Below are 25,444 nucleotides of genomic sequence, written 5' to 3'. Positions count from 1 at the left end.
ATGTCGATGCCAAGACTGCCGAACAAGCAGCGCTGTAACGGAGAATATAATGAAACTGCCCATTTACCTCGACTATGCGGCTACCTGTCCGGTAGACCCACGCGTTGCCGAACAGATGATGGAATGCCTCACCCCTGATGGCATTTTTGGTAACCCCGCTTCTCGCTCGCACCGTTTCGGTTGGCAGGCAGAAGAGCGGGTTGATATCGCCCGTAATCAAATCGCCGACTTGATCAATGCGGATCCGCGCGAAATTGTCTTTACCTCTGGCGCCACCGAGTCTGATAACTTGGCCATCAAAGGCATTGCTAACTTCTACGGTAAAAAAGGTAAGCACATTATTACCTCTAAAACCGAGCATAAAGCAGTATTAGACCCTTGCCGTCAGTTAGAGCGTGAAGGCTATGAGGTTACCTATTTAGAGCCTCAGTCCAGCGGTCTGTTTACCCTTGAACAAATCGAAAACGCCATGCGTGACGACACCATCTTGGTGAGCATCATGCACGTGAATAACGAAACTGGTGTGATCCAAGACGTGAAAGCGATCGGTGAATTATGCCGCAGCCGTAAAATCATGTTCCACGTTGATGCCGCACAAAGCGTCGGTAAGATTGACGTCGACGTGAATGATATGAATATCGACTTGTTATCGATTTCAGCTCATAAAATTTACGGTCCTAAAGGCATAGGCGCGCTGTATGTATCGCGCAAGCCCCGCGTGCGCTTAGAAGCACAGATGCACGGTGGCGGTCACGAACGTGGCATGCGCTCAGGCACCTTAGCCACTCACCAAATTGTGGGCATGGGCGAAGCACTGCGTATTGCTAAAGAAGAAATGCACAGTGAAGGCGAGCGTATCTTAGCTTTACGCCAGCGCTTATATAACGGTCTGAAAGACATCGAAGAAGTGTATGTTAACGGCCACCTTGAGCAAAAAGTGCCAGGCATCCTGAATATCAGCTTCGCCTATGTTGAAGGTGAATCACTGATCATGGCGTTGAAAGACTTAGCCGTATCGTCTGGTTCGGCTTGTACTTCAGCCAGTCTTGAGCCTTCGTATGTATTGCGTGCTTTAGGTTTAAACGACGAATTAGCGCACAGCTCAATTCGCTTTAGCATCGGTCGCTTCACTACTGAAGCACAGATTGACTACGCCATTACACTGGTGAATGAAGCCATTGGCCGTCTGCGTGACATGTCTCCATTGTGGGAAATGTTTAAAGACGGAATAGATTTGGATCAAGTGGAATGGGCACACCATTAAGGTGTACCCCCTGGGTGCCTAAACTAATGGCGTCTAAACCATCAAGCATTGTGTGAGGATAAAATCATGGCTTACAGCGAAAAAGTAATAGATCACTATGAAAACCCCCGTAACGTCGGCGGTTTTGACAAAAACGACCCCACCATTGCCACTGGCATGGTAGGTGCACCGGCCTGTGGCGACGTAATGAAGCTGCAGCTTAAAATTAACGATGCAGGTATTATTGAAGACGCCAAGTTCAAAACCTACGGTTGTGGCTCGGCGATTGCCTCAAGCTCCCTTATCACCGAATGGGTGAAAGGTAAGAGCTTAGAAGAAGCAGGCAGCATCAAAAATACCGATATTGCCGAAGAGTTGGCTTTGCCGCCGGTGAAGATCCACTGCTCTATTTTGGCAGAGGATGCCATTAAGGCAGCCATCGACGATTATAAGAAGAAGAAAAACTTAGCGTAAACGGAGACACCATGGCGATCACCATTACCGATGCAGCGGCACACCGCGTGCAGACTTTCTTGAACAACAGAGGCAAAGGCTTAGGCTTACGCTTAGGGGTGAAAACCTCTGGCTGCTCGGGCCTGGCCTATGTGCTGGAATTCGTCGATGAACTGTCTGAAGGCGATCAAGTGTTCGAGCATGGCGATGTTAAAGTGATCGTCGATAGCAAAAGCTTGGTGTATCTGAACGGTACCGAACTCGACTTCGCCAAAGAAGGCTTGAACGAAGGCTTTAAGTTCAATAACCCCAATACCGATGGCGAATGCGGTTGCGGTGAAAGCTTTAACGTTTAAGCGCTTGGCATAATAGGATTTGGCATGACAGCACTCGGTACAATAGGTCAGGGTAAAACGGCACAAACTATGAATTACTTTGAGCTGTTTGGGTTAACTGCACAGTTTGAGCAAGACGCCCAAGCCCTAGCCGAGACTTATCGTGGGCTGCAAATGCAGTTTCACCCCGATAAATTTGCCGCACACCCTGAGCGAGAGCGTCTGCAGGCGGTACAACGTGCCGCCTATATTAACGACGCTTACACAACGCTTAAACAGCCGCTGAACCGCGCCGAATATTTATTGTCTTTGCAGGGTGTCGAGCTTAATGCCGAGCAGCAAACGCTCAAAGATCCGCTGTTTTTAATGCAGCAGATGGAATGGCGTGAGCAGCTCGAAGAGCTGGGTGAAGCCGCCGACATATTTGCCGCCATTATGGCCTTTGAACAAGAGTTGCAGCAGGCGACGAACGAGTATTATGCCGAGCTTACTCAGCAACTGGCGGCTGCCGACTGGCACGCCGCTGCCGATACGGTACGTAAACTTAAATTCATGACTAAGCTGCATGCCGAACTCGAACGTTTGGAAGATGCGCAGCAGGACTTCTAACCCTAATGGCATTACTACAAATTTCTGAGCCGGGCCAAAGCGCGGCACCGCATGAGCACAAGTGGGCCGTGGGCATCGATCTCGGTACCACTAATTCCTTAGTGGCCGTGGTACGTAGCGGCGCGCCCGAAACCCTGATTGATGAGCAAGGCCGTGACTTGCTGCCCTCTGTGGTGCACTACGGCCCGCAAGCCTTGCGGGTGGGCTTTGATGCCAAACGCGAAGCCGACCAAGACCCTCAATATACTATCTCCTCCGTTAAACGTTTACTGGGCAAAGCCTTGGCTGATATTCCACGCCATCGCCTACCTTATGCATTTAATGAAAGTGATAACGGCTTAATCAGCCTAAACACTCCGCAAGGACCGGTTAATCCGGTACAAGTGTCGGCGGAAATCCTTAAAGTGCTGGCTGAACGCGCCGAAGCAAGCTTAGGCAATCCCGTGCAAGGTGCGGTAATTACCGTGCCTGCATACTTTGATGATGCTCAGCGCCAAGGCACCAAAGATGCGGCGCAATTAGCGGGCTTAAATGTATTGCGCCTGCTTAACGAGCCGACCGCTGCCGCCATTGCTTATGGTCTGGACTCAGGCCAAGAGGGCGTGATTGCGGTATTTGATTTAGGCGGCGGCACCTTCGATATTTCAATTTTACGCCTGCATCGCGGCGTATTTGAAGTGTTGGCCACCGGTGGCGATTCCGCTCTGGGCGGCGATGACTTTGATCATATGCTGGCAGATTGGATCCAACAGCAAGCCAAGCTTACTGAGCTTAGCCCCAGTCAGCAGCGTAATTTGCTGGATGTGGCCTGTGCCGCTAAGCAAAGCCTGACCGATCAAGACTCCGTGCAAGTGAGCTGGCAAGGTTGGCAGGGCAGCTTAAGTCGCGATGAATTTGACGCGCTGATTTTACCTTGGGTGAATAAAACCTTGGTGGCTTGTCGCCGCGCCTTAAAAGATGCGGGCGTCACCGCCGCCGAGGTTCAAGAAGTGGTGATGGTGGGTGGCTCAACTCGGGTGCCGCTTGTGCGCACGCGCGTGGGTGAGTTTTTTGCCACCGAGCCATTGACCAGCTTGGATCCGGACAAGGTTGTTGCCATAGGTGCTGCCATTCAGGCAGATGTGCTAATTGGTAATAAGCCCGATAGCGATATGCTGTTGCTGGATGTGATCCCGCTGTCGTTGGGTCTTGAAACCATGGGCGGTTTGGTCGAAAAGGTAATCCCACGTAACACCACCATACCGGTGGCGCGTGCGCAGGAATTTACCACTTTTAAAGACGGCCAAACGGCGATGGCCATTCACGTGGTCCAAGGCGAGCGCGAGCTGGTGGCGGATTGTCGCTCTTTAGCACGCTTTAATTTGACCAATATTCCGCCGATGGCAGCGGGTGCGGCACATATTAAAGTGACCTTTCAGGTGGATGCTGACGGTTTATTGTCTGTGAGTGCCATGGAGAAGTCATCAGGCGTACAAGCGGCTATCGAAGTTAAGCCGTCTTATGGTTTAGATGAAGCCGAAATCAGCCAAATGCTGACCGCATCTTTTGAGCATGCCCAAAGCGACATAGATGCGCGCATGCTGGCCGAGCAAAAAGTAGAAGCGGCACGCGTCATTGAAAATATTAATAGTGCGCTGGCCGTTGACGCCGCGTTACTGAATGAATCTGAGCTGGCCAATATTGTGGCCAGTGTTGACTTGCTTGCGCAAGCCGCCAGCGGTGACGATTTGGCGGCCATTAAGCAAGCCGTCGAGAAAACAGACCAACAAACGGCTGACTTTGCCGCCCGACGCATGGATGCTTCCATTCGTCAGGCCTTGGCCGGACAACAAGTAGATAAGGTGTAACTATGGCCAAGATTGTATTTCTGCCTCATCCGGAGCTGTGCCCAGAGGGCGCCGAAGTTGAAGCCTTGCCCGGTGAGTCGGTATTAGATGCAGCTCTGCGTAATGGTATCGGCATTGAGCATGCCTGTGAAAAAGTCTGTGCGTGTACCACTTGTCATATTATCGTGCGCGAAGGTTTTGACTCGCTGGATGAAAGCACTGAGTTAGAAGATGACATGTTAGATAAAGCTTGGGGGCTAGAGCCGGAGTCGCGGTTGGGCTGCCAAACGCGGATGATTGACGAAGACTTAGTGGTAGAAATCCCTAAGTACACCGTCAACATGGTGTCTGAGAGCCAATAGGAGCTTATTGATGAGTCTTAAATGGACTGATAGTCGCGAGATAGCGCTAGACCTGCTGGAAGCTTATCCGGATACGGATCCTAAAACCGTGCGTTTTACGGATCTGCATCAGTGGATTTGTGAATTAGACGGTTTTGATGATGATCCTAAGCGCTCTAATGAAAATATTTTAGAAGCCATCATTATGATTTGGATGGACGAGTTTGATTAACGGCTACTGTTAGCCGTGAGGGGTGAAGAGTAAAGCGTGAGGTGGAAAAACGCTCAAGCTTGTTCTTTAACCAACATCTAAAGCCATAGTTTTATAACTGTGGCTTTTTTAGGATAAAATTTAGGTAAACGACAGGCGTAAAAATTAAATTAGCGCTAAGCAGTGTTAACTGAGGCGGCTTTTACGTATAATTGCGCCGTTTTCATACCTAAACCCTTGGGTTAATCTATTAAGGAATTACCATGGCTATCGAACGCACTTTTTCTATCATCAAGCCTGATGCAGTAGCAAAAAACTTAGTTGGCGCTATCTACCAGCGCTTTGAAGCTGCTGGTCTGAAGATCGTAGCTGCAAAAATGGTTCACCTGGATAACGCTAAAGCAGAAGGTTTCTACGCTGAGCACAGCGAGCGTCCTTTCTTTAAAGCACTGGTTGATTTCATGACTTCAGGTCCTGTTATGGTTCAAGTGTTGGAAGGCGAAAACGCCGTTCTGCGTCATCGTGAAATCATGGGTGCTACTAACCCAGCTGACGCTTTGGCCGGTACTTTACGCGCCGACTACGCAGACAGCATTGACGAAAACGCCGTTCACGGTTCAGATGCTCCTGCTTCTGCTGCCCGTGAAATCGCGTACTTCTTCAGCGATGCTGAGTTGTGCCCACGCACGCGTTAATCACTATTTAGCTTTTAAATAAGCAGATAGATAAAAGGAGCCTCGGCTCCTTTTTTTGTGCCCAGTATTTGCGGCTAGGGTGTGAAAATTATTAATTAAGTCTGCGTAAAACTCCCTTTTCTTTGTGAGTCTCAACTAATCTTAACGGCACTGATGGCTATTTTTTAGGCTTATAACGTACAGCACGACAAGGTGTCCGTTGACTCAGATGCAGGGAGCAAATAATGACAATATCATCGGTTAAGCAAAAAGCGCTTCGCCCTGAAGATGAAAATCTTGGGATAGCGGCTAATATCGCATACGGCTTTCAACACGTACTTACTATGTATGGCGGTATTATTGCAGTGCCGCTTATTGTTGGCCAAGCCGCCGGCTTAAACCCCGCAGAAATAGGCATGCTGATTGCGGCCTCACTGTTTATTGGCGGTTTAGCCACCTTGTTGCAAACCATAGGTATCCCCTTCTTTGGCTGTCAGCTACCGCTGGTACAAGGGGTATCTTTTGCCAGTGTGGCCACTGTGGTGGCCATAGTGACCTCCGGTGGCGGGTTGCCCTCGGTGTTTGGGGCCGTGATTGCAGCTTCTATTATCGGCTTTGTGATCACGCCCATTTTCTCTAATATCATCAAATTCTTTCCGCCCTTAGTTACAGGATCTGTGATTACTATCATTGGTTTAACGCTGATGCCGGTAGCGGCGCGCTGGGCCATGGGCGGTAATAGCAAGGCCCCCGATTTTGGTAGCATGACCAATATCGGGCTTGCGGCACTAACGCTGGGCTTAGTGTTGTTATTAAGTAAATTAGGTAATGCAGCCATCAGCCGCTTGTCTATCTTGCTGGCTATGGTTTTAGGCACGGCGGCAGCTTGGGGACTAGGGCTGGTGAGCTTTGCCAAGGTTTTGGAAGGCCCCATTTTTGCCTTTCCGGCACCCTTTTATTTTGGTGCGCCTACCTTTGAGATTGCCGCTATTGTGTCGATGTTTATCGTGGTGCTGGTGATTTTGGTAGAAACCTCCGCGGATATTCTGGCGGTAGGGGACATTATCGACACTAAAGTTGACGCCCGTCGCTTAGGTGATGGCTTGCGTGCCGACATGATCTCCAGTGCTATAGCGCCCTTATTTGGCTCATTTACCCAAAGCGCCTTTGCCCAAAACGTCGGCTTGGTGGCGGTAACCGGGGTTAAGAGCCGATTTGTGGTGTCGTTTGCCGGTCTTATTTTAGTGACCTTAGGGCTGTTGCCCATTATGGGCCGTGTGGTGGCGACGGTGCCGACTGCTGTGTTAGGTGGTGCCGGTATTGTATTGTTTGGCACGGTTGCGGCCAGTGGTATTCGTACCCTCGCTAAGGTGAATTATCATAACAACATGAACCTCATTATAGTGGCCACCTCCATTGGCTTTGGCATGTTGCCGATAGCCGCCCCCAGCTTTTATCACGCCTTTCCGGATTGGTTTGCCACTATTTTTCACTCCGGTATTAGCTCTACCGCGATTATGGCTATCTTGTTGAACTTGTTATTTAACCACATGACCTTAGGCAACTCGGATCAGCAGTCGGTGTTTGCCGCCGGTACTGAGCGCACCATTCGCCCCGAAGCACTGAAACATTTGTCGGAAGGGGATTACTTCACCACCGGTAAATTGTTTGATTTGGAAGGAAATGAAGTTTGCGTATCAGAGGAATGCGACGAGAGCCTACCATTGGCGCCAAAACAGAGCACAGGCCCTAAAACTAACATTGACCATTAATCAGCAACTTAGGAAGTGGTGGGGTTAAAAAGCCGGCTGAGGTCGGCTTTTTAGTGCTTAACTTTCAGCTCGATTTCTGTGCTTAATTATCGACAAAACGTGGCTTTAAGGGGAAGTGCACGGGGTGCGGTACTGCTGGCAAGATGGCGTTAATTTCTGTACAATTTTGCGCCCTAACGCTCTGTTCAAAAAGCAAGAGGCAACCGAATGAGTGCAAAAAAAATAAACCTGCTGGATCTGGATCGTGATGGCGTACGTGCGTTCTTTGAAGAACTAGGCGAGAAGCCATTTCGAGCCGATCAAGTGATGAAATGGATCTATCACTTCGGTTGTGACGATTTTGAGCAGATGACCAACATCAACAAGGTGTTGCGCGCTAAGTTACAAGAAAAAGCCGAGATCCGCGCTCCTGAAATTAGCGTCGAAAAAATCTCTGAAGATGGCACCATTAAATGGGCCATGATGGTCGGCGACCAAGAAGTCGAAACCGTGTATATCCCAGACGGCGACCGCGCTACTTTGTGTGTGTCTTCTCAGGTGGGTTGTGCGCTGGATTGCAAATTTTGCTCCACCGCGCAACAAGGTTTTAACCGTAACCTGAAAGTGTCGGAAATTATCGGCCAAGTGTGGCGCGCCGCCAGTCGCGTGGGTTTTATCCGCGACACCGGCCGCAAGCCCATTACCAACGTGGTGATGATGGGCATGGGTGAGCCGCTGCTTAACCTCAATAACGTAGTGCCCGCCATGAGCTTGATGCTAGAGGACTATGGTTTTGGTCTGTCTAAGCGCCGCGTCACCTTATCGACTTCAGGCGTAGTGCCAGCACTCGATAAAATGGCCGATATGATAGATGTGGCTTTGGCGGTGTCTTTGCATGCGCCCAATGATAAATTGCGCTCACAAATCATGCCGATCAATGACAAGTACAATATCGCCACTCTGATTGCCAGTATCCGTAATTACATCAGCAAGTCTACGGCTAACCAAGGCAAGGTGACCATAGAGTATGTGCTGTTGGATCACGTCAATGATGATATGCAACATGCCCATGAACTGGCTGAGTTATTAAAAGACTTACCTTGCAAGATCAACCTGATCCCCTTTAATCCCTTCCCAGACAATGATTATGAAAGGCCAAGTAATAGCCGTATCGATCGCTTCAATAAAGTGCTGATGCAATACGGTAATACAGTGACCATTCGTAAAACCCGCGGCGACGATATAGATGCGGCTTGTGGCCAGTTAGTGGGTGACGTGATTGATCGCACTAAACGTACCCAGAAAAAACAGCTGCAGCAAGAAACTATATCCGTCACAATGCTTTAACTGCCATTATTTCGCGGCCATTATGTCGGATGTTAGGAACGATTTTGCATATCCGTGGTCAAGCTTAGCAAGCGGTAAGGCCCAGAAGTCTGCATTCGGGTCTTATTATGCTAAAGTAACGCCGTTTTACCCTATTGAAATGAGTAGGGCGGCGAGCAATTTAATCGGCATAACGTGACGCAGTGACAGTAAAGAATAATATTGAATTTGGTTGCGCTGGTCGCTTGTTCCCATGCACGAATTGGCATGTTCGAGCAACAGGCCCCCAGCCCACAGTTTATGGTTAGCAGTCCGCCTCAGTGGCGCAATGGGTTTAAGCAAACCTAAAGCGCCGCCGAGGGTGGTTATTTCCAGACTCAGAACAGGCTAGGCGATTGTTATCAAATGACTATAAATGAAACAGACTCTCAGCCACAAGCTGAAGCAAAAGTAAGTGCAGGCCCAGGTCCAGGTGAAACACTTCAACAAGCCCGTGAAGCCAAAGGCTGGACCCAAGCGGAAGTAGCCCGCAGATTAAATCTGCGCTTGGCCGTGATCGAGTCAATTGACAGTGATCATTACAAGGCCGGTGTGGCACTGACGTTTTTACGCGGTTACGTTAAAGCTTACGCTAAAGTAGTGGGCGTACCTGAAGCTCAGGCGTTGGCCGCGTTTGACAGCATGAGCCATGAGCAATTTAAAGCTGTCGAGCCGATGAAAAGCTTTTCTAAAAAAACGCGCCAACAAGCCAGTGATAAATGGTTAAAACGCATTAGCTGGCTGGTGTTTTTAGGCCTGCTGACTTCACTCGTGTATTGGTGGTGGCATGAGGGAGCCGGTCAACCCGCTCGCCATCTTGAGTCTGAAAACAACGCGGCTCAAACAGACACTGGCTTAGCTGCGCCCGTCACGACGTCAAATGAGGGTTTGTTACCTTTAAATGTCGGAACAGACGCCACGGCCGTAGAACCTGCCGCTGCTTCTGCTGTTGAGGGGGCTACGACTGATGCCACAGCCACCGATGCAGCTGTTGATAGCGCCTTGGTCGATGATTCGGTTGTTGCTAATACGGTTGCTGGTGCTGAGAGCACTGACACTGATGGCACTGATGCTGAGAACCCCACTATTGATAACTCGACAAGCAATGAGCCGGCAGTCAGCACTAATGCCCGCTTACTGACCTTGAGCTTCAGTGATGATTGCTGGATTAAAATTACCGACAGCCAAGGTAAAGTACTCAGTGAAGGCGTCAAAAAAGCTCAGCAGTCATTAGCACTGGAAGGCGAGCCGCCCTTTAAGTTGATTTTGGGCGTACCCACTGCGGTGCGTGCCGAGTACTTAGGCAAAGCCGTCGACTTATCTTCGTTTCGTGCCGGTCGGTCTGCCCGACTGACAGTACCGCAATCTTGATCTGAGAGTACATCATGTCCTTACCTGAAACTCCCATCAAACGTCGCCTCTCCAAGCAAATTCGCGTCGGCTCGGTATTGGTCGGGGGAGATGCTCCCATTACCGTACAGACCATGACCAATACCCTGACCACGGATGTTGAGGCAACGCTTGCCCAAATTCGCGCCGTAGAAAAAGTCGGCGCCGATATAGTGCGTATCTCTGTGCCGACCATGGAAGCCGCCGAAGCGTTCAAATTGATCCGCGCCGGTACCACAATGCCGCTGATCGCCGATATCCATTTTGATTATCGCATCGCGCTGCAAGTGGCCGAATATGGCGCCGATTGCCTGCGTATTAACCCTGGTAATATTGGTAATGAAAAGAGGATCCGTGCCGTGGTCGATTGCGCCCGCGATAAAGGTATTCCCATTCGTATCGGCGTTAACGGCGGTTCATTAGAAAAAGACATCCAAGAGAAATACGGCGAGCCCAATTCCGCCGCCTTGGTTGAGTCGGCGATGCGCCACGTAGACATCTTAGACCGATTGAACTTCGACCAATTTAAAGTCAGCGTAAAAGCCTCAGATGTGTTCTTAGCCGTGGGCGCTTATCGTGAACTGGCGCGCCAAATTGAACAGCCGCTGCATTTAGGTATAACCGAAGCCGGCGGCTTTCGTGCTGGCGCCGTTAAGTCTGCTATTGGTCTGGGCATGTTGTTAGCCGATGGCATCGGCGATACCTTGCGGGTGTCCTTGGCCGCAGATCCGGTAGAAGAAATTAAAGTGGGTTTTGATATTCTCAAATCCCTGCGCATTCGTTCGCGCGGCATTAACTTTATTGCTTGTCCGTCTTGTTCTCGTCAAGAGTTTGATGTGATAAGCACAGTTAACGAGCTCGAACAACGACTGGAAGATTTAGTACTGCCAATGGATGTGTCTATTATTGGCTGTGTGGTCAATGGTCCGGGTGAGGCGTTAATTTCCGATTTAGGCTTAGCGGGTGCCCAACGTAAGAGCGCCCTCTATGAAGGCGGCGAGCGCGTGGGCCGGCTAGATAATCGCAGCTTAGTAGATACACTAGAAGCGCGTATTCGCGCCAAAGCGGCCATGATGGATCCGAGCTCGCGCATAACCATCAAGCAGCAAAAGTAAAACCACCAATAATCGTCAGCTAAAATCTTGGGTTGTTCCAAAGGTTGATGTGACTGAGTGCATTCATTCGCCCGTCAGGGCTGGGTTTTAATTAATAGAGATACTGTTGTGGCAAAAGTTGTGGCAAAAAAAATTCAAGCAATTCGCGGCATGAACGATTGTCTGCCGGAGCAAACACCGACCTGGCAAGCGGCTGAGTCTGCCTTGCGTCAGTTAATGAGCAGCTATGGTTATGCCGAAGTGCGCATGCCGATCATGGAAACCACAGGCTTGTTTCGTCGTGCCATCGGTGAAGTGACCGATGTGGTCGAAAAAGAAATGTATACCTTTGACGATCGCAATGGCGAGAGCATGACTCTGCGTCCGGAAGGTACCGCAGGTTGCGTGCGTGCCGGCATTGAGCATGGTTTGCTGTATAACCAAGAGCGGCGCATGTGGTACATGGGTCCTATGTTTCGCTATGAGCGTCCGCAAAAAGGCCGTTATCGTCAATTCCATCAATTTGGTGTGGAAGTGTTTGGCCTGCATGGCCCAGACATAGATGCAGAATTGATCATGCTTACCGCGCGTCTGTGGAAGCAATTAGGCGTGAGCGAGCATTTAGTGCTGCAGCTCAATAGCCTTGGCCAACCGAGTGAGCGGGCTGAATATCGCCAAGCCTTGGTGGCTTACCTAGAGCAGTTTTTTGACCAGCTCGATGAAGACAGCCAGCGCCGCTTGCACACTAATCCGCTGCGCGTACTGGACAGTAAAAACCCAGACGTACAAGCGCTGTTGCATGACGCACCCGTACTTAGCGATTACTTTGGCGAAGCAACTCAAGCCCACTTTACTGGCTTAACGGCGTTACTCACCGCCGCCGGTATTGAGTTTGAGATTAATCCGCGCTTGGTACGTGGCCTTGATTATTACAATCTCACGGTATTTGAGTGGGTAACGACGAGCTTAGGCGCCCAAGGCACAGTATGTGGTGGCGGCCGTTACGACGGTTTAGTCGAGCAGTTAGGCGGCCAAGCCACCCCTGCGGTAGGCTTTGCCATGGGCATGGAGCGTTTAGTCTTGTTGCTCGAAACTCTTAATTCAGCTGCGAGCGAGCCTGCCTTAGCTGATATTTATATCGCCATTATGGGTGACAGCACTCAAACGGCGGGTTTTGCACTGGCCGAGCAATTGCGCGACCAATTACCCGAACTTAAAGTGCTCAGCCATTGCGGCGGCGGTAACTTTAAAAAGCAATTAAAACGTGCCGACAAGAGTGGCGCCGGTATTGCCTTGATCTTGGGTGAAGATGAAATTGCCCGCTCTGAAGTCACAGTTAAATATTTACGCGGTCAAGGTGAACAACAAACCTTGGCGCTGGATGAAGTTATCGCACAGCTGAAAAAGGTGATCTAAGTGGATTTTAATAGCACGGAAGAACAGCAACTAGAAACCCTCAAGCGTTGGTGGGCAGAATACGGTAAGTCCATTATTTTGGGTGCCGTGGTGGGCTTAGGCGGTTTATTTGGCTGGCGTTATTATCAAGAGCATCAAGTTGAAACGCGCGCTGCCGGTGCCGATAACTTTGCCAATGTCAGCACTCAGCTAGCCACCCAAGGGCCCGATGCCTTTACTGAGGTGGCGGCGTTTGTTGAACAAAACCAAGGCAACAATTACGGTGAGCTGGCCGCTTTATTGCTGGCAGGCGAAGCCGTAAAAGCTAATCAGCTGCCGCTGGCACAGCAACAGTTGGAATTTGCTTTGGCTAACACGAAAGATGCGGCCATTAGCGAGACCATACGCCTACGTTTAGCGCGAGTGCTATTAGCCCAAGACAAGGCTGACGAAGCACAAGCCCAGCTTAATGGTGTTAAGCAAGACGCCTTCAGTGCCCAGCGCAGTGAAATTCAAGGTGATCTGTACTCAGCCCAAGGCAATACGGATGAGGCTTATAAGGCTTACCAAGCCGCGGAAGAAGCGGGCGGTTTAAATAATAATCCGGCACTGAAGCTGAAATTGGACAACTTGGCGGTCAATCCTGCTGCTACTCCTGCAGAGAGCGATAAAGTATGAGTGTACGCAAATCCTTAAACTTGCTGCTGCCAGCCCTGTTGGGCTTAAGCATAGCGGCTTGCTCAAGCACGCCTGATCTCGCGCCGGCTAGCCCCTTGCCGGAGGTGGGTAATACCCTAAACACCAAGGCCCGCTGGTCTACCTCTATCGGTAACGGTGTGGGTGAGTATTATTCACAGCTTAAACCTGTGGTTGAAGGTGATCGTGTGTTTGCTGCTTCCCGTGATGGGATGCTGGCCGCTTATGATAAAGAAACAGGCAAACGCCAATGGCAGTTGCGACTCGATAAGCTCGCCGTTAACGAACAACAGCGTAGCCCGCGCATTGCCGGTGGCTTAGTAGCCGCCTATGGCAATCTCTACTTTGGCTCAGAAAATGGCTTGGTGTATGCCGTAAGCCAAGCAGACGGCGACTTGCTCTGGACACAAACGGTAGCAGGTGAAGTATTAGCCGCACCAGCCGTGGACGATGGCAAAGTGGTAGTGCACACCAGCGCTGGCAACTTAATTGCCCTCGACTCCAGTACTGGCGTCCAGCAATGGCAGTTGCGTAATGAGCAGCCCAGCTTAACACTGCGCAGCCAAGCTACCCCCGTGACCGCAGGCGGCGCCGTATTATACGGTCGTGCCGATGGCCGCTTAGGTATTGCCTTGTTGGCCAATGGGCAGCCGGTACGCGATACCCGTATTGCTAATCCGCGCGGTGCCACCGAGTTGGAACGCATGGTGGATGTGGCGGCCAAACCGGTGATTTTGGGCGATATTCTGTTCACTATCGCATATAATGGCCAGCTAACTGCTCATCAGTTGATTTCGGGGCAAGAATTGTGGAAGCGCCAATATCAGGGCTCTCAGGATCTCAGCACCGACGGACGCCTACTTTATATCAGCGATAGCCGCAGCCACTTGTTTGCGGTCGATGCCCGCAGTGGCATGGAAGTATGGTCGAACACCGAGCTAGAAAACCGCCAGCTAACCGCATCGGTCGTGTTTGGTGATTATCTGGTGGCCGGGGATGCACAGGGTTATTTGTACTGGTTTGATAGCCAAACTGGTGTACTTAAATCGCTACAGCGTATTGATAGTAAGGGGCTTTATGTAGCACCTATTGTCGCCGGTAATACGCTTTATGTGCAAAGCCGCAGTGGAGATTTGTTGGCCATAGACCAACCCTGATCCCGGCAGTTAAGTGACACCACCGGCTCCTGATCCTGCGATCAGGAGCCGTTATTGTTTTTTGGAGACAGATTTTATGATGCCAGTTGTGGCTCTGGTGGGTCGCCCGAACGTGGGCAAATCCACTTTATTTAACCGTTTAACCCGCACCCGAGATGCGCTTGTCGCCAACTTTCCCGGTTTAACCCGCGATCGCCAATACGGCCAAGCCAAAATTGGTGAGCTGGAATTTATTGTGGTCGATACTGGCGGTATCGATGGCACAGAAGAAGGCATAGAGCTGAAAATGGCCGAGCAGTCACTGGCCGCCATTGATGAAGCAGATGTCGTGCTGTTTATGGTTGATGGCCGAGCGGGCTTAAGCTCAGCCGATGAAGGCATAGCGGCGCACTTACGCCGCTGTCATAAGCGCACTTTACTGGTGGTAAACAAAACCGACGGCATAGACGCCGATTCCGCCGTCAGCGAATTTTATCAGCTGGGCTTAGGCGAAGTGTATCCCATTGCCGCTACTCACGGCCGTGGCGTACTCAGCCTGATTGAAATTGCCTTAGCACCCCAGCTTGAACAGCTGGCCGCCGAGCATGAGCAAATGGTTGCCGCCGCAGAAGCAGACGCTGAGGCAGACGCCGATGAAGAAGCCGATGATGAGTTTGATTTCTCGGATCTCGATGAAGATCAAATTCAAGACTTGCTCGCGGTCATGGATGAAGCCAACGAAGAAGATGCCCAGCAGTTTGCCGACTTACCGATCAAGCTCGCCATCGTGGGTCGCCCCAACGTGGGCAAATCGACGCTGACCAACCGCATCTTAGGCGAAGAGCGGGTCGTGGTTTACGACCAACCCGGTACTACCCGTGACTCTGTGTATATTCCAATGCAGCGTGACGAGCAAGATTATATCTTGATCGATACTGCGGGCGTGCGTCGTCGCGGACGAGTAAATGAAACCGTTGAGAAATTCTCGGTGATCAAAACTCTAAAAGCCATCGAAGATGCCAACGTAGTGCTGTTGATCGTGGACGCGCGCGAGGGTATTTCCGAACAAGATTTGAGCTTGCTCGGTTTTGTGCTGAATGCGGGCCGCAGTATCGTATTAGCGGTTAATAAGTGGGACGGGCTAGAGAATGACGCGCGCGAAGAAATTAAGCGCGAATTAGATCGTCGCTTAGGCTTTATCGACTTTGCCCGCTTGCACTTTATCTCGGCACTGCACGGCAGCGGCGTGGGTAACTTATTTGATTCGGTTAAAGAGGCGTACACCTCTGCCACCAAGCGCGTTAATACCTCGATGCTGACCCGCATTATGATGATGGCGCAGGACGATCACCAGCCACCCTTGGTGAGCGGTCGTCGGGTGAAGCTGAAATATGCTCACGCGGGCGGTTATAACCCACCGCGCATTATCGTGCACGGTAATCAAGTAAAAGCCTTACCCGAGTCTTATAAGCGTTACTTGATTAACTACTTCCGTCGTTCCTTACAAATTATGGGCACGCCGATACGGGTGGAATTCAACGAAGGTGAAAACCCGTACGCAGGTATCAAGAACAAGTTAACACCAAACCAGATGCGCAAGCGTAAGCGTTTGATGAAGTTTAACAAAAAGAAAAAATAACACTTTTCTCAAAGTCAAGTTTAATAAAAACGCCAGCTTAGCTGGCGTTTTTTTTGGTTTAGCTTTAAGTGCAGATTGTTGTTAGCGGGCTACTGCGCGCGGCTCTACCGTCGCTTACCCGCAATGGCTCGATGCTGGATCCTGTTCATCGGCTAAGATTGAATAACAACATGGTTGCTATGGATGTGGAGGCACGTATGTATAAGTCATTATTGGTTGCGATTGATGGTTCTAAACAAAGTGAAAAAGCCCTGACCTTAGCCTGTCATTTAGCTCGGCAAGATGATGCCCAAGTGCATATAGTCCATGCACCTCAGGCGTTACAGCATCCCGCTATGATGACTTGGGGCATAGGCTCGGTGTCACTTGACGATAGTCGTGAGGAGCTAGAAGTCACCGGCAATAAAATAGTGGAGCGCGCGATACAGGAGGCGAGCGCTTTAGGGGTGGCGCATGTTCAGGGGCACGTGGTTCGAGGGGAGCCGGCGCACGCTATTATTCAAGAGGCGCAGAAGCTAGGCGTGGATGTGATTGTGTTGGGATGTCGGGGCTTGGGCAACCTAGAGGGCATGGCGCTGGGCAGTATTTCCCATAAAGTGAACCACAGTGCCAAGTGCGGCGTTATCACCGTTCGTTAATCAAAGAATCTGTTAATGGTAGATAAATAACGCATAACTCAAGATAAACCTATTTTTGCCACGGAATACACAGAAAAATTAAGCTCAGAGAAGTTCGAAAAGAACCAAAGGTTCTGGTTGGTCAGAGCAAACCTAGCAGCTGAACGCTGTTTTGGTTGAGGCTTTACAAATAAAATATCTTTCGAACTTATCTTTATTGTTCCGTGTTCTGCTGTGGGTTCCGTTGCAAAAAATTATTGGATTAGCCCTGTTTTATCGTTGTTACAACGGGCAATTTATTGTACTTACACAAGTACTTACGCCGGTACTTACACAGTTGCTACAGGCGCTGGGTGTTCGCTGTGATCATGGCTAGTTAGAAAGTAGGCGTTATTACGGCGCAGTATTTTGCGTCGTACTTTTTGCAGTAAAATGTTGCGCCGTGAAGACCCAACGGTTTTACGCTGTTTTAATACACTATTCTTTCGCTTTTGCATCCTAGGTCCTTATATGGCGGTCGCGCTGGCAGATGGCCTGCGCTGTGTGTGGGAGGGTAGTAAATATCAGCGGTTACCTAAGGTAAAGTGACATTTTTATTACGGCTCTCTATTACGAATCTTGTTACGGTTCTTGGTGGTGACTGCTTATTACGACTCCGGCAGAGGCAGGGGGCTAGTCGGCTCTGTTTGCGCGCTTTGGCTGGAGTCGGTGCGCGCATTATCTTGCCAGAGCAAGCTTTGATAATACTGGCGAATATTATTCACAAATTGTTTGGTTTCTCGGCCCCGCGCATAGCCATAGCGGGTTTGACTGTACCACTTAGGTTGATGCAGCAGCGGTAAATTGGCTTTTACTTGCGCCCAAGTATCGGGGTCTTGGCCTAATTGTTGAGTAAGACGGCGCACATCTAACACATGACCTAAGCCGATATTGTAGGACGCCAGCGCAAACCAGACTCGCTCGCTCTCAGGTATTGAGTCCGGTAAGCGGCCTATTAATGAGGCTAAATATTGGGCACCACCGCGAATACTTTGCTCCGCATCCAGTCGATTGGTGACTCCCACCATGCTGGCTGTATCTTCAGTCAGCATCATCATACCTCGTACGCCAGTATAAGACTCGGCATTCGGATCCCAGTGTGACTCTTGATAGCTCATGGCCGCCAATAACCGCCAATCCAGCTCGCCCGCATGGCGTTCAAACAACGGCTGATAGCGCGGCAATAAGGTGTCTATGCGGCTTAAAAAGGTGCGAGTATCCACATAATCAAAGTGCTGTATATGACCAAAATATTTTTCATGTAAGCGCGCTAAGGCGCCACTGTCAGTTTGTTCGGCAAAAAAATCCAGCATGGCGCCAAGTGCACTGTCGTCGGCACGTTTATCCCACACCCAAGCCACGGGCTGCGGTTCGCCTAGCGTAAAGGCGGCCTCAATATTCGGATAATAACGCTGTGTTCTGGCCAGTAAAATATCGGCCACCACTGTGTAGTCGGTGTTACTTTCGGCCACTTGGCGCAATAAGTCTTCTTCGTCTGCATCAAAGCGTGGCTCCCACTGCAGCTCGGGTAGCTCTTGTTGCAATTGATATAAGGACTGGGCTTGGCTGGAGCCAGCAAGCACCGCAATAGTGCCGTCGATTTGACTCACATTCAGCGGCTTGCGGGTGCCTTTGCGATGCACCAAGGTGTGCGCAATATGATAGTAGCTGGGGCTAAAGCGATAATGCTGGCGCCGCACCGCAGTATTGGCGAGGCCCGCCGCCAGCATGTCTACTTCTCCGGAGTCCAACAGGGCAAATAACGCATTTAAGTTATAAGCGGGCACCATGGACAACTCAACCCCCAAAGAGTGAGCAAACTGAGAGGCCAGCTCATAATCCAAGCCTTCTTGTTGGCCATCGCGCAAAAAGTAATAAAGTGGATGATACAAGGTGCCCACTCGCAGTTGGCCGCGAGCTTGAATATGCTCTATTTGATTGCTGCTAGGCTCAGCCTGATCACAGCCCTGCAGCAGCAAGCTCATTAACAGCAGTGTGGATAATAATATATGGCGCAAAAGCTGTCCCTCATGTAGCACAGTGACCATTCTATAACAGAAGTTACTACTTGCGTCAGACCAGCTGTGGCTTATCAGCGCAGAACTTTATTCATTAACTTAGCAAAAGCTATGAATTAACGACTTGGTTGCTGGTTATGTCGGCTTTGGTTCCCGACCCATGACCAGTAATAAATCACTGTTCCTTATAGGCGGGGCGTCAGAACTTGGCAAGCTGCGTCGGGTAAACCACCACCTTGCTAAATTAAGGGCCGAGCCTTAAGTGAAGCCTTAATACGCCGGCTTATAAATGGGCGTCGACAGAGCAGGAGGGGAAACCTATAATAGCGCAACTTCTCATCCCCCCATTCACTCAGCTTTGAGAATTACCACTATGGAAATACTGCGCGGCTTACCCGCCTTGTCCGGTTTTAGAACCCAAGCCTTGGTTCGCCAAGCTCAGCAACTGGCCTTACCGCTGGCTGAGATTGAAACCGAATACGTACATTTTGTTGCCCTGAACGCCAACCTCGAGGCGGACACTCGCAACACCCTTATCGACTTACTCGACAGCCCAGCCCAAGGCATAGTGCCTGCAGCAGCCAGTTTGCTGGTATTGGTGACCCCAAGGCCCGGCACGCTTTCCCCTTGGTCGACGAAAGCCACTGACATTGCCCATAACTGCGGTCTGCATCAAGTACAGCGGATTGAGCGCGGTATTTGCTACTACTTAAGCTTTAGCCGCGCGCCCAATGCCGCCGAATTGGCAGCCATTAAGGGCTTGTTGTTCGACCGCATGACCGAAGCTACCTTTGACGCACTCGAAGACGCCGCTTGCTTGTTTGCCCAAGCCGAGCCGGCACCGGTCAGCTCAGTGGATATTCTGGCTCAAGGCCGTAATGCCTTAGTCGAAGCCAACCTGCGCTTAGGCTTGGCCTTGGCTGAAGATGAAATCGATTACTTGTTTGAGGGTTTTAATGGTTTAGGCCGTAACCCTAACGACATTGAGCTGTATATGTTTGCCCAGGCAAACTCTGAGCACTGTCGTCATAAGATTTTTAACGCCGACTGGACCATAGACGGCGTCGAGCAGCCTAAGTCGCTGTTTAGCATGATCAAGAACACCCACAAGTTAGTGCCTGAGCAAGTGTTGTCGGCTTATAAAGATAACGCCGCCGTCATGGAAGGCTCCAAGGCTGGTCGCTTCTTTGCTAAGCCTGAGTCCGGTGAATACGACTACCATCAAGAAGATATTCATATCTTGATGAAGGTCGAAACCCATAACCACCCGACGGCGATCGCCCCTTTCTCTGGTGCCGCTACCGGCTCTGGCGGCGAAATTCGTGATGAAGGTGCCACTGGCCGCGGCTCTAAGCCCAAAGCTGGCTTAGTCGGTTTCAGTGTGTCTAACCTGAAGATTCCTAACTACGCGCGCCCGTGGGAACACGACTTTGGTAAGCCAGAGCGCATCGTCAGCGCCTTGGACATTATGATCGAAGGCCCACTGGGTGGGGCTGCCTTTAATAACGAATTTGGTCGTCCGGCCTTGCTCGGTTATTTCCGTACCTTCGAAGAAAAAGTCTCCAGCTTTAACGGCGAAGAAGTGCGCGGCTATCATAAGCCAATCATGTTAGCCGGTGGTTTGGGTAACATTCGCGCCGAGCACGTGCAAAAAGGCGAAATCACCGTCGGTGCCAAGCTGATCGTACTGGGCGGCCCGGCCATGAATATCGGTTTAGGCGGCGGTGCGGCCTCGAGCATGGCTTCTGGTGAGTCTTGTGAAAATCTGGACTTTGCCTCGGTACAGCGTGAAAACCCAGAAATGGAGCGCCGCTGTCAGGAAGTGATCGACCGCTGCTGGGCCATGGGTGACAACAACCCGATTCAGTTTATTCACGACGTGGGTGCCGGCGGTTTATCCAACGCCATGCCAGAGTTGGTGAATGACGCCAATCGCGGTGGTCGTTTTGAGCTGCGCGATATTCCCAACGACGAGCCGGGCATGAGCCCGCTGCAAATCTGGTGTAACGAATCCCAAGAGCGCTACGTGATGTCGGTGGCTCCGGAGCGTTTGGCCGAATTTGAAGCTATTTGTCATCGTGAGCGCGCCCCGTTCGCGGTGGTGGGTGAAGCCACTGCCGAGCGTCATTTAAGCTTGCACGACGAGCACTTCGATAATCAGCCCATCGATATGCCGCTGGACGTACTGTTAGGCAAGGCGCCTAAGATGCAGCGTGATGCGACTACCGCGAGCCATCACAGCCCAGCATTAGATTTAAGTAATATCAGCATCCAAGACGCCGCCGAGCGCGTGCTGACGTTACCGAGCGTGGCTGATAAGAGCTTCTTGATTACTATCGGTGACCGCAGTGTGACCGGTTTAGTGGCCCGTGACCAAATGGTTGGCCCTTGGCAGGTACCGGTGGCAAACTGCGCGGTTACCGCTGCCAGTTTTGATACCTACGCCGGTGAAGCCATGTCGCTGGGTGAGCGCGCGCCCGTAGCACTGCTCGACTATGCGGCCTCGGCCCGTTTGGCGGTGGCAGAAGCCATCACCAATATCGCCGCCACCCAAATTGGTGAGCTGAAAAACATTAAGCTGTCTGCCAACTGGATGTCTGCTGCTGGTCACCCAGGTGAAGATGCCGGCCTATATGAAGCGGTAAAAGCGGTCGGCGAAGAGCTGTGCCCTGAGTTAGAGCTGACCATTCCGGTGGGCAAAGACTCCATGTCCATGAAGACCAGCTGGACTGAGGAGGGCGTTGATAAATCAGTGACCTCACCTTTGTCGCTCGTGATCACCGCCTTTGCCCGCGTCAGTGATGTGCGCAACACCATTACTCCTTGGTTGCGTACTGATCTTGGCGACACCAACCTGATCCTGATTGACTTAGGTAATGGTAAAAACCGCCTCGGTGCGTCTGCTTTGGCACAAGTGTACCGCCAGCTTGGTGACACACCGGCTGATTTGGATAACCCAGCTCAGCTGAAAAATTTCTTCTACGCCATCCAAACCTTGGTGGCCGATAACAAGTTACTGGCCTATCACGACCGTGGCGACGGTGGCTTATTTGCTACCTTGACCGAGATGGCGTTTGCCGGTAATACCGGCCTCGATATCGAGCTGGACTCTTTAGGTGCCGATCACTTAGCCACTTTGTTTAACGAAGAGTTAGGTGCCGTGCTGCAAGTGCGTCAAGCAGACAAAGAAGCCGTATTAACCTGCTTAGCCGGTCATGGTTTGGCCGCCTGTAGTCATGTCGTGGGTAAGCCGAACTCGGATAACCAAGTGCGCTTCGCCTTTGCCGGCAAAGAGTTGTACAGCGAGTCGCGAGTCGAGCTGCGCCGTTTGTGGTCTGAAACCAGCTTTCAGATGCAAACCCTGCGTGATAACCCCGAGTCTGCCAAAGCCGAATTTGCCGCCCAATTGGACGCAACTAACCCAGGCTTGTCAGTAAGTTTGAGCTTTGATCCTAAACAAGACATAGCCGCGCCCTTTATCGCTAAAGGTGTGCAGCCACGGATAGCAATTTTGCGTGAGCAAGGTGTTAACTCTCACGTAGAAATGGCCGCCGCCTTTGACCGCGCCGGTTTTGCCGCCGTAGACGTACACATGAGCGACTTACAAAGTGGTCGTTACCGCTTAGATGAGTTCGCAGGCATGGTGGCTTGTGGTGGCTTCTCTTACGGTGACGTATTAGGTGCTGGCGGTGGTTGGGCTAAGTCGGTGCTGTTTAACGAAGCCTTGCGCGCGCAGTTTGCCGCTTTCTTTGCCCGTGAAGACAGTATCGCACTCGGTGTGTGTAACGGTTGTCAGATGTTATCTCGCCTGCGCGACCTGATCCCAGGTGCTGCGCACTGGCCGGATTTTGTACGCAACCAGTCCGAGCGTTTTGAAGCACGCTTTAGCTTGGTGGAAGTGCAAGAATCCCCAAGCTTGTTCTTATCGGGCATGGCGGGTTCTCGTATGCCGATAGCGGTGTCTCACGGTGAAGGACGTATTCAAACCTTGAATGCCGACGTAAACGCCATCGAAGCCAGCGGCACTGTGGCGCTGCGTTTTGTGGATCATCAGGGACAAAGCACAGAGCAGTATCCGTTTAACCCTAACGGTTCGGCGAACGGCATTACCGGCTTAAGCAATCGTGATGGTCGCGTGACCATTATGATGCCGCATCCGGAGCGGGTGTTCCGCACCGTGGCTAACTCATGGCACCCAGACGAGTGGGCGGAAGACGGCGCTTGGATGCGCATGTTCCGTAATGCCCGCAAGCACATCGGCTAGGCAGCTTAAGTCTAAACTTTTAAGCCACTACGAATAATAACAAGCCCGCTTTGATGCGGGCTTGTTATTTTTATGTGAGTCTATATTTTGGTTCAGGCGCAGACTTGAGTTGTGGTGCATCAGGCAGGCTTACCGCGTGGGGCGCCTACTCGACGCCGTACGCCATTAGTTGACGCTGAATAGGGAAACTTGGCCGGGTGTTATCTCTAAGCTCAGAGGCTGGCTTTTTAATTGGCGCTGTAAAGGGTCGTTGTCATCGAGCGTATATACCGGATATTGCGACAGATAACCGGTGAGTGCTTGCAGTAACATCGGCAGCATAAAGCGTGCTTGAGGCGAGCTGCTGCCCTCATTTAATTGGTAATTGAGCAGTTCAAACTCATCTAAAAACAGTGCGCCTTGCTCGTTATCGTAACGAGGCCGAGCATTAAAGTCGCCGGCTATGTCCCAGTGGTAGCGGTTTTGGCCTTGGTTAAGCGTGATTAAAGCTTGGCCCAGCACCCGCGCCTTATCAGGCGCTTGGCGACCCAGCTCCACTTTCACGTCCTGCATTTTTACCTTAGCCGATAACCAAGAGCCAAGGCCTAAGGGAAAATCTTTACCCAGCTGTTGATTTAAACCCTGATTTAATTGCTGCTCGCTGAGTGTTAATGCTTGAGCCCATGCGCCGCCACTGGTGGCAAGTATCAGTAAAAACATTATAATTTTCATCGGTCTGTATCCCTTCCCTAATTTTCTGTACCTTTATTACGGCAGTCGCTAGTCTGCACCGTCTCACTTAACAGGAGCAAGCCATTTTTGACTGATTATATTTACACCGCGCTCGGTTGGCTGTTATTTCTGGTCCATACCAGCTTAGTGCTCGGCGTGACCTTTAGGGTAGTGATGAAACGCCGCCCGGTGGGCGTGTCTTTGGCCTGGCTGGCGCTGATTTATGCGATCCCCATTTTGGGGGTGGCCACCTATATCTTGCTTGGCGAAGTGCGCTTAGGTCGCAAACGCGCCGAGCGAGCCAAGGCTATGTATAAGCCCTACGCAGATTGGATAAATGTGCTGGTCAGCCGCTTTCCTGGGCAGTCGTTTGAGGTAAGCGAGCCGGCGCTGCCCATTTATGAACTGGTCAAAGCACGGCTTAATATGCCCATGCTGAGCGGTAATGCCATGCATTTACTGGAAGAACCAGGGCGTATTTTAGGGGCATTACAAGATGATATTCGCAACGCCCGCAGCTCCTGTTATTTAGAGTTTTATATCTGGCATGCCGGGGGGCGCGCCGACGATATCGCCATTGAATTAATGGCCGCCGCGGCCCGCGGTGTAGATTGCCGTTTACTACTGGACTCGGTGGGCAGTGCCGGCTTTTTTCGCAGCCACTGGCCGAGCAAGTTGCGCCAAGCCGGCGTTAAGGTCGTCGAAGTGCTGCCCGTGGGCGCGTTTAGATTATTGTTTGAGCGCCAAGATTTGCGGATGCATCGTAAGTTAGTGGTGATAGATGATGATGTGGCCTATACCGGCTCCATGAACTTGGTGGATCCGAGCTGCTTTAAACAAGGCGCCGGCGTGGGAGAATGGGTCGATATTATGCTGCGTATTCGCGGGCCCATAGTGCCGATTTTTTGGTCCTTGTTTGTCTGGGACTGGGAAATGGAAACCGGTGAGCGCTTACTCGAGCAACTTGAATATCACCCCATCAGCTGCCTAGACAGTCAGCTCAAATTACAATTATTGCCCTCAGGCCCCTTTATGGGCGGCGATGCCATTCAGCAAAGTTTGTTAACGGCCGTGTATCAGGCACGCCGCAGACTGGTGTTGATCACGCCCTATTTTGTGCCTGACGACGCACTGGTTGCCGCCTTGTGCTCGGCGGCGGATCGCGGCGTAGAAGTGCAATTAATCTTGCCGGAGAAAAACGACTCGCGCATGGTGAATTACGCCTGTAATGCGTTTTTTGAAGAATTGTTGCGCTCAGGCGTAGAGATCCACCTTTATGGTGCTGGCTTGTTACATACCAAGTGCGTGTTAGTGGACCATCAGTTTGGCTTGGTGGGTACGGTGAACTTAGATAAGCGCAGCCTGTGGCTAAACTTTGAAATGACCCTGCTGATTGATGACGGCCAAGCCATGGGCGAGCTATTACACCTAGCTGACAGTTATCTCTCTGAAACCCGGCGCGTCTCTTGGCTAGAATGGCGAAAGCGCCCCTTGCGCAAGCGCGTGCTAGAAAACCTCTTCTATCTGTTGAGTCCGTTGCTGTAAACGCCTTACGTAGAACGCTTTACGTCGTAAGAAAAAAATACCGAGCCTACATCAGGCTCGGTATTTTTATTTGACGTATAGCGTATGGCTTTT

At 51.0% G+C, this 25,444-nt stretch carries 21 protein-coding genes; 19 read left to right on the top strand and 2 right to left on the bottom strand.

The genetic code is table 11. The features are described 5' to 3' along the window. Window positions 1-49: 49 nt before the first annotated feature. The 17 genes from CBP31_RS03840 (at window position 50) to CBP31_RS03760 (ending at window position 16,795) form a co-directional block, all read left to right on the top strand. A complete protein-coding gene (locus CBP31_RS03840; protein WP_087034950.1) occupies window positions 50-1,264 on the top strand; it encodes an IscS subfamily cysteine desulfurase in 1,215 nt (404 codons plus the stop codon). A gap of 66 nt (window positions 1,265-1,330) precedes the next feature. Beyond that, complete coding sequence (gene iscU / locus CBP31_RS03835; protein WP_087034949.1) at window positions 1,331-1,717, top strand: Fe-S cluster assembly scaffold IscU; 387 nt, start codon at window positions 1,331-1,333, stop codon at window positions 1,715-1,717. Window positions 1,718-1,728: 11 nt separating this feature from the next. Further along, window positions 1,729-2,052 carry an iron-sulfur cluster assembly protein IscA gene (iscA, locus tag CBP31_RS03830; protein WP_087034948.1) on the top strand — a complete coding sequence of 108 codons (324 nt, stop codon included), beginning with the start codon at window positions 1,729-1,731 and terminating at the stop codon, window positions 2,050-2,052. Window positions 2,053-2,121: 69 nt separating this feature from the next. Further along, the gene (hscB, locus tag CBP31_RS03825) at window positions 2,122-2,640 is read left to right on the top strand and encodes a co-chaperone HscB (RefSeq protein ID WP_087038601.1); all 519 of its coding nucleotides are present in this window, start codon (window positions 2,122-2,124) and stop codon (window positions 2,638-2,640) included. A 5-nt stretch (window positions 2,641-2,645) separates the two neighbouring features. After that, the gene (hscA, locus tag CBP31_RS03820; RefSeq protein WP_087034947.1) at window positions 2,646-4,487 is read left to right on the top strand and encodes a Fe-S protein assembly chaperone HscA; all 1,842 of its coding nucleotides are present in this window, start codon (window positions 2,646-2,648) and stop codon (window positions 4,485-4,487) included. A gap of 2 nt (window positions 4,488-4,489) precedes the next feature. Next, window positions 4,490-4,828 carry an ISC system 2Fe-2S type ferredoxin gene (fdx, locus tag CBP31_RS03815; RefSeq protein ID WP_087034946.1) on the top strand — a complete coding sequence of 113 codons (339 nt, stop codon included), beginning with the start codon at window positions 4,490-4,492 and terminating at the stop codon, window positions 4,826-4,828. Between the two features lie 10 nt (window positions 4,829-4,838). Beyond that, a complete protein-coding gene (gene iscX, locus CBP31_RS03810; protein WP_087034945.1) occupies window positions 4,839-5,039 on the top strand; it encodes a Fe-S cluster assembly protein IscX in 201 nt (66 codons plus the stop codon). 242 nt (window positions 5,040-5,281) lie between these two features. Beyond that, window positions 5,282-5,713 (top strand): nucleoside-diphosphate kinase, encoded by a 432-nt coding sequence (ndk, locus tag CBP31_RS03805; protein WP_087034944.1) that lies wholly within the window; start codon window positions 5,282-5,284, stop codon window positions 5,711-5,713. A 224-nt stretch (window positions 5,714-5,937) separates the two neighbouring features. Continuing rightward, window positions 5,938-7,464 carry a nucleobase:cation symporter-2 family protein gene (locus CBP31_RS03800; protein WP_087034943.1) on the top strand — a complete coding sequence of 509 codons (1,527 nt, stop codon included), beginning with the start codon at window positions 5,938-5,940 and terminating at the stop codon, window positions 7,462-7,464. A 207-nt stretch (window positions 7,465-7,671) separates the two neighbouring features. After that, a complete protein-coding gene (locus CBP31_RS03795; protein ID WP_087034942.1) occupies window positions 7,672-8,790 on the top strand; it encodes a bifunctional tRNA (adenosine(37)-C2)-methyltransferase TrmG/ribosomal RNA large subunit methyltransferase RlmN in 1,119 nt (372 codons plus the stop codon). Between the two features lie 384 nt (window positions 8,791-9,174). Further along, a complete protein-coding gene (gene rodZ, locus CBP31_RS03790; protein WP_087034941.1) occupies window positions 9,175-10,179 on the top strand; it encodes a cytoskeleton protein RodZ in 1,005 nt (334 codons plus the stop codon). Between the two features lie 14 nt (window positions 10,180-10,193). Further along, window positions 10,194-11,312: a flavodoxin-dependent (E)-4-hydroxy-3-methylbut-2-enyl-diphosphate synthase gene (ispG, locus tag CBP31_RS03785; protein WP_087034940.1), complete on the top strand. Its 1,119-nt coding sequence runs from the start codon at window positions 10,194-10,196 to the stop codon at window positions 11,310-11,312. 120 nt (window positions 11,313-11,432) lie between these two features. Next, the gene (gene hisS / locus CBP31_RS03780) at window positions 11,433-12,707 is read left to right on the top strand and encodes a histidine--tRNA ligase (protein ID WP_087038600.1); all 1,275 of its coding nucleotides are present in this window, start codon (window positions 11,433-11,435) and stop codon (window positions 12,705-12,707) included. Next, window positions 12,708-13,364 carry a YfgM family protein gene (locus CBP31_RS03775; RefSeq protein ID WP_087034939.1) on the top strand — a complete coding sequence of 219 codons (657 nt, stop codon included), beginning with the start codon at window positions 12,708-12,710 and terminating at the stop codon, window positions 13,362-13,364. Next, a complete protein-coding gene (gene bamB, locus CBP31_RS03770) occupies window positions 13,361-14,539 on the top strand; it encodes an outer membrane protein assembly factor BamB (protein ID WP_087034938.1) in 1,179 nt (392 codons plus the stop codon). Before CBP31_RS03775 ends, bamB begins: the two co-directional genes overlap by 4 nt. A 76-nt stretch (window positions 14,540-14,615) precedes the next feature. Further along, window positions 14,616-16,157 (top strand): ribosome biogenesis GTPase Der, encoded by a 1,542-nt coding sequence (der, locus tag CBP31_RS03765; RefSeq protein ID WP_087034937.1) that lies wholly within the window; start codon window positions 14,616-14,618, stop codon window positions 16,155-16,157. A 197-nt stretch (window positions 16,158-16,354) separates the two neighbouring features. After that, entirely contained in the window at window positions 16,355-16,795 is a 441-nt protein-coding gene (locus CBP31_RS03760; RefSeq protein ID WP_087034936.1) for a universal stress protein, read from the top strand. 626 nt (window positions 16,796-17,421) lie between these two features. Here the strand turns inward: CBP31_RS03760 and mltF are convergent. Beyond that, window positions 17,422-18,831, bottom strand: coding sequence for a membrane-bound lytic murein transglycosylase MltF (gene mltF, locus CBP31_RS03755; protein ID WP_227875129.1), 1,410 nt, complete (start codon window positions 18,829-18,831; stop codon window positions 17,422-17,424). A 373-nt stretch (window positions 18,832-19,204) separates the two neighbouring features. On the opposite strand from mltF, the gene purL reads away from it, so the two are divergent. Beyond that, on the top strand, window positions 19,205-23,095 hold the full coding sequence (purL, locus tag CBP31_RS03750; protein WP_087034934.1) for a phosphoribosylformylglycinamidine synthase: 3,891 nt from the start codon (window positions 19,205-19,207) through the stop codon (window positions 23,093-23,095). A 165-nt stretch (window positions 23,096-23,260) separates the two neighbouring features. Here the strand turns inward: purL and CBP31_RS03745 are convergent, their stop codons facing one another. Beyond that, window positions 23,261-23,806 (bottom strand): DUF1439 domain-containing protein, encoded by a 546-nt coding sequence (locus CBP31_RS03745; RefSeq protein WP_087034933.1) that lies wholly within the window; start codon window positions 23,804-23,806, stop codon window positions 23,261-23,263. Between the two features lie 87 nt (window positions 23,807-23,893). Between CBP31_RS03745 and cls the strand changes: the two genes are divergently transcribed. Next, complete coding sequence (gene cls / locus CBP31_RS03740; protein WP_087034932.1) at window positions 23,894-25,351, top strand: cardiolipin synthase; 1,458 nt, start codon at window positions 23,894-23,896, stop codon at window positions 25,349-25,351. Window positions 25,352-25,444 lie beyond the last annotated feature (93 nt).

Source organism: Oceanisphaera profunda (assembly GCF_002157895.1).
Taxonomy (GTDB): Bacteria; Pseudomonadota; Gammaproteobacteria; order Enterobacterales; family Aeromonadaceae; genus Oceanimonas; species Oceanimonas profunda.
The sequence above is the reverse complement of the archived record's forward strand: the minus strand, read 5'-3'. Positions and strand labels throughout refer to the sequence as shown.

Excerpts from the sequence above, each read along its gene's own strand:
- CBP31_RS03840 (WP_087034950.1), top strand. The coding sequence starts at position 50 with ATGAAACTGCCCATTTACCTCGACTATGCGGCTACCTGTCCGGTAGAC.
- iscU (WP_087034949.1), top strand. The coding sequence starts at position 1,331 with ATGGCTTACAGCGAAAAAGTAATAGATCACTATGAAAACCCCCGTAAC.
- iscA (WP_087034948.1), top strand. The coding sequence starts at position 1,729 with ATGGCGATCACCATTACCGATGCAGCGGCACACCGCGTGCAGACTTTC.
- hscB (WP_087038601.1), top strand. The coding sequence starts at position 2,122 with ATGAATTACTTTGAGCTGTTTGGGTTAACTGCACAGTTTGAGCAAGAC.
- hscA (WP_087034947.1), top strand. The coding sequence starts at position 2,646 with ATGGCATTACTACAAATTTCTGAGCCGGGCCAAAGCGCGGCACCGCAT.
- fdx (WP_087034946.1), top strand. The coding sequence starts at position 4,490 with ATGGCCAAGATTGTATTTCTGCCTCATCCGGAGCTGTGCCCAGAGGGC.
- iscX (WP_087034945.1), top strand. The coding sequence starts at position 4,839 with ATGAGTCTTAAATGGACTGATAGTCGCGAGATAGCGCTAGACCTGCTG.
- ndk (WP_087034944.1), top strand. The coding sequence starts at position 5,282 with ATGGCTATCGAACGCACTTTTTCTATCATCAAGCCTGATGCAGTAGCA.
- CBP31_RS03800 (WP_087034943.1), top strand. The coding sequence starts at position 5,938 with ATGACAATATCATCGGTTAAGCAAAAAGCGCTTCGCCCTGAAGATGAA.
- CBP31_RS03795 (WP_087034942.1), top strand. The coding sequence starts at position 7,672 with ATGAGTGCAAAAAAAATAAACCTGCTGGATCTGGATCGTGATGGCGTA.
- rodZ (WP_087034941.1), top strand. The coding sequence starts at position 9,175 with ATGACTATAAATGAAACAGACTCTCAGCCACAAGCTGAAGCAAAAGTA.
- ispG (WP_087034940.1), top strand. The coding sequence starts at position 10,194 with ATGTCCTTACCTGAAACTCCCATCAAACGTCGCCTCTCCAAGCAAATT.
- bamB (WP_087034938.1), top strand. The coding sequence starts at position 13,361 with ATGAGTGTACGCAAATCCTTAAACTTGCTGCTGCCAGCCCTGTTGGGC.
- der (WP_087034937.1), top strand. The coding sequence starts at position 14,616 with ATGATGCCAGTTGTGGCTCTGGTGGGTCGCCCGAACGTGGGCAAATCC.
- CBP31_RS03760 (WP_087034936.1), top strand. The coding sequence starts at position 16,355 with ATGTATAAGTCATTATTGGTTGCGATTGATGGTTCTAAACAAAGTGAA.
- purL (WP_087034934.1), top strand. The coding sequence starts at position 19,205 with ATGGAAATACTGCGCGGCTTACCCGCCTTGTCCGGTTTTAGAACCCAA.
- CBP31_RS03745 (WP_087034933.1), bottom strand. The coding sequence starts at position 23,806 with ATGAAAATTATAATGTTTTTACTGATACTTGCCACCAGTGGCGGCGCA.